Source organism: Croceibacterium selenioxidans (genome assembly GCF_018599195.1).
Lineage (GTDB): Bacteria > Pseudomonadota > Alphaproteobacteria > Sphingomonadales > Sphingomonadaceae > Croceibacterium_A > Croceibacterium_A selenioxidans.
On sequence record NZ_JAHFVK010000001.1, the window covers coordinates 185,477 to 199,145 of the forward strand.

Annotated in this window: 17 protein-coding genes and 1 other RNA gene; 11 read left to right on the plus strand and 7 right to left on the minus strand. The window is 63.7% G+C overall.

Annotated elements, in window-relative coordinates:
• Positions 1-18: 18 nt before the first annotated feature.
• Complete coding sequence (locus KK137_RS00930; RefSeq protein WP_214534067.1) at positions 19-774, minus strand: TorF family putative porin; 756 nt, start codon at positions 772-774, stop codon at positions 19-21.
• Positions 775-1,054: 280 nt separating this feature from the next.
• On the opposite strand from KK137_RS00930, the gene KK137_RS00935 reads away from it, so the two are divergent.
• Positions 1,055-1,837: a metallophosphoesterase family protein gene (locus KK137_RS00935; RefSeq protein ID WP_250893533.1), complete on the plus strand. Its 783-nt coding sequence runs from the start codon at positions 1,055-1,057 to the stop codon at positions 1,835-1,837.
• Between the two features lie 123 nt (positions 1,838-1,960).
• Here the strand turns inward: KK137_RS00935 and rnpB are convergent.
• The 4 genes from rnpB to KK137_RS00955 all read right to left on the minus strand — a co-directional run bounded on the left by rnpB (position 1,961) and on the right by KK137_RS00955 (position 4,192).
• Positions 1,961-2,377: RNase P RNA component class A (gene rnpB, locus KK137_RS00940), an RNA gene on the minus strand.
• Positions 2,378-2,383: 6 nt separating this feature from the next.
• Positions 2,384-3,091, minus strand: a complete 708-nt coding sequence (locus tag KK137_RS00945; RefSeq protein ID WP_338027901.1) for an N-acetylmuramoyl-L-alanine amidase — start codon at positions 3,089-3,091, stop codon at positions 2,384-2,386.
• Between the two features lie 16 nt (positions 3,092-3,107).
• Positions 3,108-3,752 carry a histidine phosphotransferase family protein gene (locus KK137_RS00950; RefSeq protein ID WP_214534071.1) on the minus strand — a complete coding sequence of 215 codons (645 nt, stop codon included), beginning with the start codon at positions 3,750-3,752 and terminating at the stop codon, positions 3,108-3,110.
• A gap of 11 nt (positions 3,753-3,763) precedes the next feature.
• Positions 3,764-4,192 carry a M67 family metallopeptidase gene (locus tag KK137_RS00955; RefSeq protein WP_214534074.1) on the minus strand — a complete coding sequence of 143 codons (429 nt, stop codon included), beginning with the start codon at positions 4,190-4,192 and terminating at the stop codon, positions 3,764-3,766.
• A gap of 15 nt (positions 4,193-4,207) precedes the next feature.
• Here KK137_RS00955 and KK137_RS00960 point away from each other — a divergent pair, with 15 nt between their 5' ends.
• On the plus strand, positions 4,208-5,152 hold the full coding sequence (locus KK137_RS00960; RefSeq protein WP_214534076.1) for an RluA family pseudouridine synthase: 945 nt from the start codon (positions 4,208-4,210) through the stop codon (positions 5,150-5,152).
• A 75-nt stretch (positions 5,153-5,227) separates the two neighbouring features.
• Positions 5,228-6,193, plus strand: coding sequence for an RNA polymerase sigma factor RpoH (gene rpoH, locus KK137_RS00965; protein ID WP_275950685.1), 966 nt, complete (start codon positions 5,228-5,230; stop codon positions 6,191-6,193).
• Between the two features lie 68 nt (positions 6,194-6,261).
• On the opposite strand, the gene KK137_RS00970 is transcribed toward rpoH, so the two are convergent.
• The gene (locus tag KK137_RS00970; protein ID WP_214534080.1) at positions 6,262-6,534 is read right to left on the minus strand and encodes a DUF4242 domain-containing protein; all 273 of its coding nucleotides are present in this window, start codon (positions 6,532-6,534) and stop codon (positions 6,262-6,264) included.
• 178 nt (positions 6,535-6,712) lie between these two features.
• On the opposite strand from KK137_RS00970, the gene KK137_RS00975 reads away from it, so the two are divergent.
• From KK137_RS00975 to KK137_RS01010, 8 genes are all read left to right on the plus strand, one after another.
• Positions 6,713-7,204, plus strand: a complete 492-nt coding sequence (locus KK137_RS00975; RefSeq protein ID WP_214534082.1) for a hypothetical protein — start codon at positions 6,713-6,715, stop codon at positions 7,202-7,204.
• 145 nt (positions 7,205-7,349) lie between these two features.
• Positions 7,350-7,490: a MerR family transcriptional regulator gene (locus tag KK137_RS00980; protein ID WP_250893534.1), complete on the plus strand. Its 141-nt coding sequence runs from the start codon at positions 7,350-7,352 to the stop codon at positions 7,488-7,490.
• A 742-nt stretch (positions 7,491-8,232) separates the two neighbouring features.
• A complete protein-coding gene (locus KK137_RS00985) occupies positions 8,233-8,991 on the plus strand; it encodes a hypothetical protein (protein ID WP_214534083.1) in 759 nt (252 codons plus the stop codon).
• Positions 8,992-9,107: 116 nt separating this feature from the next.
• On the plus strand, positions 9,108-9,569 hold the full coding sequence (locus KK137_RS00990) for a hypothetical protein (RefSeq protein ID WP_214534085.1): 462 nt from the start codon (positions 9,108-9,110) through the stop codon (positions 9,567-9,569).
• Positions 9,570-9,624: 55 nt separating this feature from the next.
• Positions 9,625-10,059 (plus strand): hypothetical protein, encoded by a 435-nt coding sequence (locus KK137_RS00995; RefSeq protein ID WP_214534087.1) that lies wholly within the window; start codon positions 9,625-9,627, stop codon positions 10,057-10,059.
• A 147-nt stretch (positions 10,060-10,206) separates the two neighbouring features.
• Entirely contained in the window at positions 10,207-10,875 is a 669-nt protein-coding gene (gene mtgA / locus KK137_RS01000; RefSeq protein ID WP_214534089.1) for a monofunctional biosynthetic peptidoglycan transglycosylase, read from the plus strand.
• A 5-nt stretch (positions 10,876-10,880) separates the two neighbouring features.
• Positions 10,881-11,828, plus strand: a complete 948-nt coding sequence (locus KK137_RS01005) for a cation diffusion facilitator family transporter (RefSeq protein WP_214535868.1) — start codon at positions 10,881-10,883, stop codon at positions 11,826-11,828.
• Positions 11,800-12,315 (plus strand): GFA family protein, encoded by a 516-nt coding sequence (locus KK137_RS01010; protein WP_250893535.1) that lies wholly within the window; start codon positions 11,800-11,802, stop codon positions 12,313-12,315. The genes KK137_RS01005 and KK137_RS01010 overlap by 29 nt, the downstream gene beginning before the upstream one ends.
• A 66-nt stretch (positions 12,316-12,381) precedes the next feature.
• Here the strand turns inward: KK137_RS01010 and clpX are convergent, their stop codons facing one another.
• Complete coding sequence (gene clpX, locus KK137_RS01015; protein ID WP_214534091.1) at positions 12,382-13,650, minus strand: ATP-dependent Clp protease ATP-binding subunit ClpX; 1,269 nt, start codon at positions 13,648-13,650, stop codon at positions 12,382-12,384.
• Positions 13,651-13,669: the final 19 nt, after the last annotated feature.

Consider the following 13,669-nt stretch of genomic DNA (forward strand, 5'->3'; position numbering starts at 1 on the left):
CGATTCCGTCGTGTGCCTTTAGAAAGCGTAGCCCAGCGAGGCGACGACCGTGTCGTCGGTAACGCCGTCGATGGAGCCGTTGATCTTCGAACCTTCGACACCGACGTAGCTCAGGCCGAGGCTGAGGCCGCCGAGAACGGTCGCCGAAGCGCCAACCGACCAGTCCCAAGCCTTGCCGTTATCGGTCAAGGTCAGGAAACCGTCGGTGTATCCCACGTGCGCCGAGAACGAGATCGGCGTTTGCGGAATGCCGACACCTGCGTCAGCCGACAGATAGAGATTGTCGCCGCCGCCGAGCGAATCCTGGTCCGGCGAGTAGTACAGGCCGAAGGTCAGCCCGACCGGGCCGAGAGTCGGCTTAAGCTTGCCGTAGAATTCCCACACGTCCGACGGACCAGCGCCCGCGTCCTTGGAGGGATAGGCGTAGTACGTGACGCCGACGTCAGCCGCGAGGCCATCGGTGACTTCACCGGTCCAGCCGCCGAAGATGTCGAGTTCGACTTCGCCGTAAACCGGGCTGTCCTCAAGCGAGGAAGCCCAGGTGCCGACGTAGAAGCCGGGGGTGGTGTTCAGGGTGAGGCCACCCTGGATCGCGATGTCACCGCCCGACAGGCCGACGCCGCGGAAGCGGTAATCGGTCACCAGAGTGGTGCTGCCGGTAACGGTGATGGGGCTCGCTTTCTCCTCGGCATCCTGCGCAAGGGCCGGGGTGGCGGCCAGCGCGGTACCAACAAGGAGAGTGGCAGCCGTGAGGCTGCGGACGGACGTAAGCATGGGCAGTTCCCTTATTGCTTGGGTGAATAACTGTTGCCTCGTCCCACCTGCACATTCCGGCCGCTTTCTTTTGTTGCGAAGCGTTTCCGTGAATGCGCAATAATCCTGCCCCGACGTGTTGCACCGCACAAGGGAATTGCGCATGGTTCATAGCTATCCGCATCCCTGTGTGGTTTTTTCGTCACATTCAGCCTGCGGACAGGTTGGATTTGCGCAACAGGGTTGTGTCTGACGCCAACAAGGTTTTTGAGCGAACACGATGTTCCAAGCTATCCGACGAATGCTAGAGCGCACCGGTGAAGGCCGTCTCGCGGCGGCGATCCCCGCTGGCGAGCGTGTCTATGCTGTGGGCGACATTCACGGCCGGCTGGATCTGTTCGAAGCCTTGGTCGCGGCCATCGAAGCGGACGATGCCGCGTCAGGTCCGGCTGACACGACTGTCATCCTCCTTGGCGACCTGGTCGATCGCGGTCCGGACAGCGCAGGCGTCATTGCCCTGGCCCGCGCCTGGCAGGCGAAGCGCAAGGTGCGCATCCTTCAAGGCAATCACGAAGAGATGTTCCTGCGCAGCTTCAGGGACGTAGAGACGTTTCGGCACTTCCTGCGGCATGGTGGACGGGAAACTGTGCTCAGCTTCGGCGTCGATAAAGAGCAATTCTGGCCCGCTAGCCTCGAAGAAGCCCAGGCGCTCATGGCGGCAGCGGTCCCAGCGGATGACATCGCTTACCTTAAGAGCTTCGAGGACATGATCGCGATCGGCGATTACCTGTTCGTCCACGCGGGGATCGACCCGCGCGTGCCGATTGGCGAGCAAAGGACCAAGGACCTGCGCTGGATCCGCGAGCCCTTCCTGTCCCACACCGACTCGCATGGGGCAGTGGTCGTCCATGGGCATACGATCTCGGAAGCGCCCGAGGATTGCGGCAACCGTATCGGCATCGATACTGGCGCGTTCATGAGCGGCCGCCTGACCGCGCTGGTGCTCGAGGGGACTGCGCGCCGTTACATCGAGGCGGTGCAAACCGAGGCGGGATCGATTTCTACCACCGCGCTCGCTGCCTGATTTAGCAGGATTGCCCCTTGGGAAAGGGGGAGTGCCGTCAGGCGCACAGGACCATGAAGGTCCTTCAGATCGCTCTTACTCACCCTCACCCAACCTTCTTCCAAAGGGAGGGGGGCAAAGGGAAACGCCAGGAGGCCTGTAAGCCGGGTTCTGTCCCGCGCGCGGTATCCCCGAAGGGACCGGCCACGCGGTGGCAGCCATTCATCTCGGCGACGGATTGCTCCGCCACTCTAGCAACCAACCCGGGTCTCTCGGGGCGAAACTCCCCTGCCTTGCGGCTCGAGACCCCTATGCGGTCTTGCTCCGGGTGGGGTTTGCCATGCGGCTTCCGTTACCGGTCGCCCGGTGCGCTCTTGCCGCACCCTTTCACCCTTGCCTGTGCCCTTTAGAGGCCATCGGCGGTATACTCTCTGTGGCACTTTCCCTGGACTTGGGGCCGAAGCCCCTTGCCCGGCGGGCGTTACCCGCCACCCTTGTTTCGTGGAGCCCGGACTTTCCTCGGCGAAACTTGCGCTTCGACGCGGCTGCCCGGCCTCCTGGCGGGGCCTACCTAGACAATCCGCGGTCGCGATCCAAGAGCAGTTGGAAAAGGATTGCCCGGACCTCTCCGTCGATCTCCCCGTCGATCCGCTCGGGCCGCCAGCGCCGCTGGAACGCCTCGACGGTTTTGCGGCCCTCGGTGATGTCGTAACCGAAGCGTTCGAGCGCGAGGTAGAACGAACCGTCGTTGGGAAAGGGATCCCCTAGCTCGAGCTTTTCCGGGCGGGGCAGGCACAAATGATATTCGGCCAGCCTGTCCCACGGGAACAGTTCGCCCGGATCGGTTTTGCGCGCCGGAGCAACGTCGGAGTGGGCGACCACGTTGGCCCGGGGAATGTTGTATTCCCGCACGATGCGGTGGAGCAGCGGTACGAGCGCTTCGATCTGTTCCTCGGCGAACTCGCGGTATCCCAGGGCGTGGCCCGGATGCTGGAGCTCGATGCCGATGCTTGCCGAATTGACGTCGCGAATACCGCGCCAATAGCTCGCGCCCGCATGCCAGGCGCGCTTAGTCTCCGGCACCAGGCGGACGACCTCTCCGTCTTCCCCGATCAGGTAATGCGCGCTGACCTTGGCTTCGGGATCGGTCAGACGGGCGATGGACGCTTCGGCAGACTCCATCTCGGTATAGTGGAGCACCACCATCGATACCGGGAGCGCCCGCTCTTCCCAGTTGGGGGAGAGCTGATCGCGGTGAACAAGCTCGTCCTTCACCAGGCCGGGCCCAGGGTCAGGCCAGGCTGCCGGGGAGCACTGCGCCCATCACCAGGGCCTCTCCACTCAGGGCATATTGCACCCCGCCGCCGCGCTCTTCTGCAAGCAGGCGGATCATGTGAGCCGGTGCGGTCCGCCCGGACAGTTCGCTTTCGGGCAATGATCCGTCGAGCGCCTTGCCGATGCTCGCGTCGAAGGCGACGCGCGGGCCGGTCGCGCGAACCGCGATCTCTGTCGAGCCTTCGCGCTGTTCGGCCCCAATGGCCAGCGTGCCGCCGCGCACAAGCGCGTCTATCGCAATGGCCGAGAGGTTGAGCAGGATCTTCACTGCAGGCTTGGGCAAGGTCAGGTCGGTGACGGCCCAATCGAGCTGCAGACGCTCATTGCCCGACACCAGGCCGCTGATCAGGCTGCGGGGCTCTTCCGTCGGCACGGCCTCCCCGAAGCCGCCGGCGGCGCCGTAGGCAAGGCGGAAGAACTTGAGCTTGTCCGCGCTGATCTTGGCGCTCTGTTCGAGCAGTTCGAAGCAGCGCTTGCGCATCTCGGGGTCCTTCTCGTCAGCGAGAAGTTCGAGCCCGTTACTGAGCGCCCCTACCGGGCTGAGCAGGTCGTGGCACAGCCTTGAGCAAAGCAGGGCCGCAAGGTCGGTTGAAGAAGTCATCGCCACGCGACTTAGCGATCATTAACCGTATAGGAAAGCCGCATGAATCCGGACGGGAGGTCGCGCCAGAAGGTCACCTCTTCTCCGGCCACGATGGCCCAGACCTTCCCGTCAGCGCTGGCGAGCGCACGATCGGTCGGCGATGGCACTGCCGTTCCGTTGGGATGGGAGTGGAAATAGCCGCACAAGCGCGGCCCGCCCGAACGCTCCGCTCGATAGGCGTCCACCAGCGCCTGGGGGTCAATCTCGAAGAAGCGCAGGCGGTCTGTCGCGACATTGGCCGTCGGTACGGCCGTTTCGACTTCCGAGCCGTCGCCAAACAGGAGGCCGCAGCATTCCTCCGGCGTGGCTCGCGAGGCCTGCGCTTTCATGGCTTCGAGCGCGGACTTGCTAATTCGCAGTCCCGTCGATGCCGTATCCCTTGCGCTCCAATCTGCCATTCCCATCTTCATATCATGGGGGAGGGTAGAGTCATAACCGGCGTCCTCGAGGGCGGACAGCGGCTGGACAAGGCGCTGGCCGAAGCCAGCGGTCTGTCGCGCGAACGGGTCAAGGCGCTGATGGCCGAAGGCAAGGTCACGGTGGCCGGTGCACGGGCCTCCCAGCCGTCAGCAAAGAGCGCTCCGGCCTCTGCGTTCTCGATCGAGCTTCCACCTCCGGTCGAAGCCGCGGCTGCGGCGCAGGAGATTCCGCTCGTCGTCGTCTACGAGGATGAGCACCTGATCGTGGTCGACAAGCCGGCCGGCATGGTCGTCCACCCGGCGGCCGGCAACGCTGACGGAACTCTGGTCAACGCGCTGCTGCATCACTGCGCGGGACAGCTTTCCGGAATCGGTGGCGTGGCGCGCCCTGGCATCGTGCATCGGATCGATAAGGATACCTCGGGCCTGCTCGTGGTCGCCAAGTCCGACGTGGCGCACGAGGGGCTGGCCCGACAGTTCGCCGACCATTCGCTCGAACGCGCCTATCTCGCGGTCTGCAACGGCCATCCGAGCCCGCCATCCGGCCGTGTCGACGAGCGGATCGGCAGGTCGGACGCGAACCGCAAGAAAATGGCTGTGCTGCCCAAGGATTCCTCGCGAGGAAAACACGCGGTTACGCATTATAAGACACTTCGGAAGATGGACGGTTGCGCCCTCATCGAATGCCGGCTCGAAACCGGTCGGACCCACCAGGTTCGGGTTCACCTTGCGTCAATCGGCCATGCGCTATTGGGGGATCCTCTTTATGGGCGAGCCAATTCCAAGGTCCGGCCGGTGCTCCAGCAACTCGGCTTCAAGCGGCAGGCGCTGCACGCGGCGGTGCTCGGGTTTGTCCATCCCGTAACATCGGACAGGCTGCGCTTCACCAGCGATCTGCCACCCGACATGAAGGAACTTATCGACGAAACCGGTCATTGAAATCGATGAAAAGCGAGCCATTGCGCCAGTTTTTTCGTTTATAGGGGGGATAAGTACGTGGCCGCTCCCCGGCGGATGCCCATCAGGGGTTCGCGAACAGTCGGCCGACGAGAAAGGTCTAGGGAATACGTGAGCGAGAAAAGAACCACCCGGTCAGCGAGCGTCCCGGCGCTTGGCGGTGAGCAGAGCCTCAACCGTTACCTGGCGGAAATCAAGAAGTTCCCCGTGCTTACGGCCGAGCAGGAATACATGCTCGCCAAGCGCTATTCGGAACACCAGGATCCTGAAGCGGCAGCGCAACTGGTGACGAGCCACCTGCGACTCGTGGCCAAGATCGCCATGGGCTATCGCGGTTACGGCCTGCCTGTCAGCGACCTCATATCCGAGGGCAACGTTGGCCTGATGCAGGGCGTCAAGAAGTTCGAGCCCGATCGGGGCTTCCGCTTGGCCACTTACGCGATGTGGTGGATCAAGGCCTCGATCCAGGAATACATCCTGCGCACCTGGAGCCTCGTGAAGATGGGCACCACCGCGGCCCAGAAGAAGCTGTTCTTCAACCTTCGCCGGATGAAGAAGAACCTCGAAGCTTACGAGGACAGCGATCTTCATCCTGACGATGTCGCCAAGATCGCCACCGATCTCGGCGTGGCCGAGCAGGAAGTGATCAACATGAACCGGCGGATGATGATGGGCGGCGACGCGTCGCTCAACGTCAGCCTGCGCGGGGACGAGGAAGGCGCCGGTCAGTGGCAGGACTGGTTGACCGACGATCGTCCATTGCAGGACGAAACCGTCGCCGACGCCGAAGAAGCGATGGTGCGGCACGAGATGCTCACAGAGGCGATGGAAAGCCTCAACGAGCGCGAGCAGCACATTCTCACCGAACGGCGCCTGACGGACAATCCGCAGACGCTTGAGGAATTGAGCCAGGTCTACGACGTCAGCCGCGAACGCATTCGCCAGATCGAAGTGCGCGCGTTCGAGAAGCTTCAGAAGGCGATGCAGCGCATCGCCGGCGAAAAGCTGCTGGCGGCCGCCTGAACCCCCCGCCGTCGCACTGAGCGACGGTTAATCCTCCCCTCGACTTCAGCGTCTTGGGGAGGATTTTTTTATTCCGCCGTCGTCGGGTCGATCACCGTCCGCACCTGGCTGATCGAGTCGGCCGGGAAGCCGCCCCGCTCCGCGTGTTCGCGGATCAGTTCTGCGCTGGGCGCGCGGTAGATGCAGTAGATCTTGTCGTCAGTGACGTAGCTGTGCACCCACTGGATTTCGGGCCCGAGTTCCTTGAGCACGTTGCAACTGGTTTGCGAGGCGGCCTTGAGGTCGTTCGGCGAAGCGCTTCCCACCCCCGGCATTTCCCGCTCGATCACGAATTGCGGCATGGTTTGATCCCCTTTCGGCGGATGCCGCAATTTGCCTCATGCGCGGATCGCCGTCGAGGTGGATTTGGCCGCCCGGCACCACGGCCGCGTTTGCCGCGCAGATGGGTTGAACTGCCTGCCTCGGAACTGCGCCTCCCGCTCAGGGTTATCATTGGTGAATGACGCTGGGAGACCTGATGTGAGGAAGACAATCGCCTTCGCCGCGCTGCTTGCGCTCTCGGCCTGCAACAATACCGAACCGACCCGTACCGACTCGACCGATACCGGTTTAAACAAGGCCGACGCGGAATCCGCCAAGGTCGATGCCACCGCAACCGGTGAAGTGGCCGATAACTCCAGCGTTCTCGAAGGCGACGCTCCGGGCTTTGAAGCCGTCGCCCCGGGTACTTACCAGATCACGCGGTCCGGCGGCGAAGTCGACTATATCGAGATTCATCCCGGCATGACATTCTCGCGCGTGGCTGCCGACGGTAAGGCCACGGGCGGATCGATCTTCATGAAGGATGGTAAAACCTGCTTCCTCGTCGAGGGCCAGGAGCAAGAGAATTGCTTTACCGACGGGCCGCGACAACCCGGCGGCACGATGCAAACGAAGGCCGCCAACGGCAATGTCTCGACGGTGCGCCCGGTCACGGGGAAACTCGAAGATCACGTCAAAGCCCAGACCTGACGATTTTCAGGGCGGATCGACCGACATGGGTCGAAAGCGCACGCAGGGTCGGACGTCCTGGCAAGGCGATATGGTCGCCACAATGAATATGCCCGCTTCAATTCCCGCTTGAGCCTGACGTTACGTCAGCTGGCATAACGCCGTCATGCCTGATTCGCTCGACATCGCCGAAGTCGCCCGTCTGACGGGACTCACGCCGCGCGCGCTGCGGTTTTACGAGGGGCGGGGTCTAGTGACGCCGCTGACTTCGACAACGAAGCGCACAACGCGAAATGGAAGGACCTAACCAAGTCCCGATGGTTGCCCGGCTCGCAATGTCCGCGATGGGTCGAAAGCATGCGGGCCGCTTTGGAGCGCGAGCCGACATGGACTTTTGCGCCTCGGGATGGCCGACATGGGAAAGCGGACTACGCCGATCCCACCAAGTGCGAAGGCCAACCAACTCGAACGAGGAGGCTATCGGGCCCCGCGATCCCGACCTCATAGAGGCCCCACTCTCTGTGTCGCAGCACTCCGCCCGGCCGGATAATCAGATCGTCCGCACGGGCCGCAATGGCGTCCACCTGCGGCGTCCGTATAAACACGCCAAATGGGTTGTGCGCTGGGACGCTCCACGGGTCGGCGCCCGCTTGGGTAAGGTGCACTTCGCAGCCCCACCCAGTCATGATCGGGTAGTTGTCGGCGCCGCCTGTGCGAGCGAAGCCCAATCGCTCCCAGAAGGCGACAGCGGACTCCAAGTGATTGCAGGGAACGATTGCAAATGCGCCGATGCTGGGTGTCTCCGCCACGCTCTGCTCCTATTTCCGCATGTCAGGCGAGAGTAGCTAAGACTCGAACGTCCGCAATGGGTCGTAAGCGGTCTCTTGCGTAATGTGGCACCTGCCCGCACCGTACGCGGTGCATCATTTTTGGGTTGGCCGGCGCCAGCGCCGCCATCACCGCGGCCACTGAGGCCGTTCTTGCTACCTTCGGAACTGACTTGCGGTCCGTGAAGGCGGGCGTCATTCTGCGAGCACTGGGGGAGGGTCATGACCGCATCCGTCGCCGCCGCGACTTTGACGCCTGTTGGTAGCCGATTCCGGCCGTCGTTCTATTTCTGGATGACGCTGGCGATGTGCCTGTTCGTTTTCGCGGGCTTCGGGCTCCACTCCTTCCTGCCCGCTCTCCAGGGCAATTTTCCGCCGGCGCCGCCGATAGTGCATCTGCACGGCATGGTGTTCGTCGCCTGGATGCTGCTGTTATTGGTACAGTCGGCGCTGGTGTGCTCCGGCAATGCGAAGCTGCACCGCGCGCTCGGCATCTGGGGCATCGCACAAGGGACCGCGACCATCCTCATCGGCCTGCTGATGCAGCTGATCGCCTCGGGCCGCGGTCATGCCGCTGGGAGACCGGCCGGGACCGACGGGCTCTACCTCGGGCTGCTCGCCTTCCTGGGCTTTGCCCTGATGTTCGCCTTGGCGATCGGCAACCGGACGAGGCCAGACGTTCATCGCCGGATGATCCTCTTCGCCATGCTGCCGGTCATCCCGCCCGGCGTGAACCGCTTCTGGGCCAATGTGCTGGGGCTGGACGATCCGGTGCCGACGTTCTGGCTTTACCTGACGCTGTGGTCGATGGCGGCGGCGATCCTCCTGCAAGAACGGCGCACGACCGGTCGCATTGGCGCCTTGTCGCTGCTCGGCGCGGGTTGGATAGTCGCCGAAGGCGCGCTGCACGAAGCGGTGGTCGCCTCGCCCTATTTCGAGCGTGTCGCCGCGGTAATTCTGGGGCTGGTCCATTACCGCTAGCCGCGTGGCCGGAAAGGGTCGTTTGCCGACTGTCCGCTAGTCCCAACCTCGCCAACGTCCGTTGACGTCGGCTCGGCCCAAGCGCAGGCTCGGCCGACTTCGCGGAAGGGGTCCCCATGCAAGGCAAGATCCATGGTTTCCTGCCAAGCGCCCAGGACCCTCCGACTGACCGCCAGCGGCTGATCGTCCATTACCTCTGCGCAGTTCTCATCGATCTAGTGGTGCTGAACTTGTTCAACGAGTTCTGGGCCCAGGTCCACGTCGCCTCGTTCAGCTGGTCGCTGCTCGCGGCTGTCCTGCTGCAGGCTTTCCTGAAAGGGACCAACGCCCTCGTCTATCAGTTGGGAGTGTTCTTCAGCGCCAGGCGCGGCGCCCTGATGAAGGTCTTGCGGGTCTTCACGGCGTGGTTGGTGCTGGTCCTGTCCAAGTTCGTGATCCTCGAGGCCATCGATCTGGTCTTCGGAGACAAGGTGCGCTTCGAAGGTGCGATGGACGGGCTGGTCCCGCTCATGGTCGTTGTGACTGTCATGGTCATCGCCGAAGAAGCGGTGGTGCGGTTCGTCAGGTGGGTTCGCTAAGGGCTTGCAAGAAAACGCTTTCCTACAGGTTCCAAAATCGGGCTTATGCTGTTCGATGACGCAAGCCAGACCTCCCGCTCGTCCCGCACGCCGTCGCGTGCCTGCTTTCTATCCCGTGCCGGTGCGTGGCCGTCGTGACGGATGGACGCGCGGTAAACAGGCCGCCTTCCTGGGCTTGCTGGCCGAAACCGGCACCGTGCTCGCTGCTTGCGAGCGCGTCGGCATGAGCCGCAAGAGTGCTTACAAGCTGCGCCAGATGCCGGGCGCGGAGAGCTTCGCTGCGGCGTGGGATGCGGCGCTCGGATTGCCTGTTCGGAAGGTTACAGTCGGGGACCTGGCGTTCCTGGCCTATGAAGGCCTGATCCGGCCGCGCATGCATGGCGGGCGCTATGTCGGATGGACCCAGACACCTGACAATTCCGCGCTTTTGCGCCTGAACTCCCGGCTCGAGAGGATGGTCGTGGGGCGCTATCCCGGGACGCTCGGTTGACGCTTTGGGGGGCAAGTTGACACTTTTGAAAGCCCCGAAATGTGTGCGCGCAAAGGTTACACAGGCAGGGTGTCGCGGATCCTGAGGATTGGGGGCTTGCGCAGTTGCCGAATTGCGCAGGGCGCGCCGCGCGGTTAGGTGAGCGCCATGGTCCGTGTCCTGCGCTTCCTTGTCTGGGCCCTCATCTGGTTTGTCGGCCTCAGCTTCCTGCTCGTCATCCTGTTCCGGTTCCTGCCGGTACCCGTCACCGCGACCATGCTGATGGACCAGAACGGAATCACCAAGGACTGGACCCCGCTCAGCCGCATCGACCGCAACATGGTCGCCGCCGTCATCGCGGCGGAGGACGGCAAGTTCTGCCAGCATGACGGGTTCGACCGCGAGGCGATCGAGAAGGCGATCGAGCGCAACGCCAAGGGTGGGCGCATCAGGGGTGGCTCCACGATCAGCCAGCAGACCGCCAAGAACGTGTTCCTGTGGCAAGGCGGCGGTTATTTCCGCAAGGGGCTGGAGGCATGGTTCACGCTGCTGATCGAGCAGATCTGGGGCAAGCGGCGGATCATGGAGGTCTACCTCAATGTCGCGGAAACCGGCATCGGCACTTACGGGGTCGAGGCCGGGGCCCAGCGCTACTACGACCACTCGGCCGCGCGGCTGAGCAAAGCGGAGGCGGCGCGCATGGCGGCCGCGCTGCCCTTGCCCAAGGAGCGCGCGGTGGTCAGCCCCAGCGGCTTCACGCGCCGCTACGGCAACACCATCCAGGCGCGCGTCGGTTCGGTCCGGCGTGACGCCCTCGACGCCTGCGTCTACGATTGAGCACGATGGGCGCCGGACATTCACATAGCCACGGACATGCGCACGGGCATGATCAGGCTCCTGCCGGCTTTGGCCGCGCCTTTGCCGTGGGCATCCTGCTCAACTCGGCCTTCGTGCTGGTCGAGGCGGGGTTTGGTCTGTGGTCGGGATCGATGGCGCTGGTGGCGGACGCCGGGCACAACCTGTCGGACGTGCTCAGCCTGCTGATCGCGTGGGGCGCTGCGTATATGAGCGGGCTGCCGGCGAACGGGCGCTTCACATACGGTTATAAATCCAGCTCGATCCTGGCCGCGCTCGCCAATGCGGGATTGCTCCTGGTAGCGGTCGGGGCGATCCTGTTCGAGACGGTGAACCGGCTTTTCGATCCCGCACCCGTGCAGGGTTGGACGATGATCGCGGTCGCCGGTGTCGGCATCCTCGTCAACGGCGCCACCGCGCTGATGTTCGCCAGGGGACGCAAGCACGACATCAACATTCGCGGGGCTTACCTGCACATGGCGGCGGACGCGCTGGTCTCGGTCGGCGTGGTGGTCGCGGGCGTCGTGATCCTGCTGACCGGCGCTTACTGGGTGGATCCGGTGACCAGCTTGATCATCGTCGCGGTGATCGCCGGCGGCACCTGGGGCCTGCTCAAGGACAGCGTGAAGATGGGATTGCTGGGGGTACCGGACTCGATCGACGAGGCCGAAGTGCGGGCTTACCTCGATGGGCTGCCCGGCGTGGCTGCGGTCCACGATCTGCACATCTGGCCCATGAGCACCACCGAGACCGCGCTCACCGCGCACATCGTCGTGCCCGCCGGCCAACCGGGAGACGGCTTCCTGCACGACGTCGCGCACGAGCTCGACCACCGCTTCCACATCGGCCACGCCACCGTGCAGGTGGAGACGGGGCACGAACACGATTGCAGCCTGCACGAAGCGCATGGCTCGGGAGGACACGGTCATGGGTGAGACGATGCGCGAGGGCGGCTGCGGCTGCGGCGAGGTGCGCTATCAGGTCGAAGGCGATCCGGTCTTCGTCAACAACTGCCACTGCCGGCTGTGCCAACAGCAGACCGGGTCGACTTCGGTGGTCAACGCCTTCTTCGAAGCCGAGCGGGTCACACTGCTGCAAGGCGAGCTCAAGGATCATGCGGTGACGGCAGGGAGCGGCGGCCAGCACGTGATCCAGCGCTGCGCAAAGTGCGGGGCGGCGCTGTGGAGCATCTACCCTCGCCTGGGCAGACTGGGCGCGGGCGTGCGGGTCGGCACTTTGGACGATCCCGGCGCTTTTCGGCCCGATGCGGTGATTTTTACCGAAAGCAGGATGCCCTGGGTCGCGCTGCCGGAGGGCATCCCGGCGTTCGAGACGGTCTACAACCAGTTCGAGGTGCTACCCCCAGAGCGTGTCGCGCGCCTCGAGAAGCTGATCGAGCGCCGGAAGGCAGGCGAAGGCTAAGCCGCCCGTGCGGACGCCTTCGCCACCAATACCGAACAGTTAGGAAATTGGCGGGAGCGGCCGCCGTTAGGCCGCCGCTTCCTTCTTCTTGCCTTCGCTGGAGACCACGCGAACCGGTTCCTTGCGGCCTTCGACCACGTCCTTGTCGACGACGACTTCGACCACATCGTCCATACTCGGCAAGTCGAACATGGTGTCGAGCAGGATCGCCTCGACGATCGACCGCAGGCCGCGGGCGCCGGTCTTGCGCTTGATCGCCTTCTTGGCGATCGCTTCGAGCGCGTCGTCGGTGAAGGTCAGGTCCACATCCTCAAGCTCGAACAGCTTGTGGTACTGCTTGACCAGCGCGTTCTTCGGCTCCTTGAGGATCTCCACCAGCGCCGGGACGTCGAGGTCGTGCAGCGTGGCGATGACCGGAAGACGGCCGACGAATTCAGGAATCAGGCCGAACTTGAGCAGATCTTCCGGCTCACACTTCTGCAGCATTTCGCCCACGCGGGCCTGCTGCGGATCGGCAATATGAGCGCCGAAGCCGATCGAGCGCTTCTGCAAGCGATCGCCGATAATCTTTTCGAGGCCCGCGAACGCACCGCCGCAGATGAACAGGATGTTCGTCGTGTCCACCTGCAGGAATTCCTGCTGCGGATGCTTGCGGCCGCCCTGCGGTGGCACCGAGGCTGTGGTGCCTTCCATCAGCTTGAGCAGGGCTTGCTGCACGCCTTCGCCCGACACGTCGCGGGTGATGGACGGGTTCTCCGCCTTGCGAGTGATCTTGTCTATCTCGTCGATGTAGACGATGCCGTGCTGAGCCTTTTCGACATTGTAGTCGCTGGCCTGAAGCAGCTTGAGGATGATGTTTTCGACGTCTTCACCGACGTAGCCGGCTTCGGTCAGCGTCGTCGCGTCGGCCATCGTGAAGGGCACGTCGAACGTGCGGGCCAGCGTCTGAGCGAGCAGCGTCTTGCCGCTGCCCGTCGGGCCGACGAGCAGGATGTTGGATTTCGCCAGCTCGACATCGCCCGCCTTGCCGCTGTGCTTGAGGCGCTTGTAGTGGTTGTGCACCGCCACCGAGAGCACGCGCTTGGCGCGGTCCTGGCCGATCACATAATCGTTGAGCGTGTTGCAGATGTCCTGCGGCGTGGGGACGCCGCCGTCCTTCTTGCCGGCTATACCACCCTTGGTCTCTTCGCGGATGATGTCGTTGCACAGCTCGACGCATTCATCGCAGATGAACACGGTCGGGCCCGCAATAAGCTTGCGAACCTCGTGCTGGGACTTGCCGCAAAAGCTGCAGTAGAGGGTGCTCTTGCTGTCGGATCCGCTAAGTTTGGTCATGCTCTCGTCCATTGGCCCG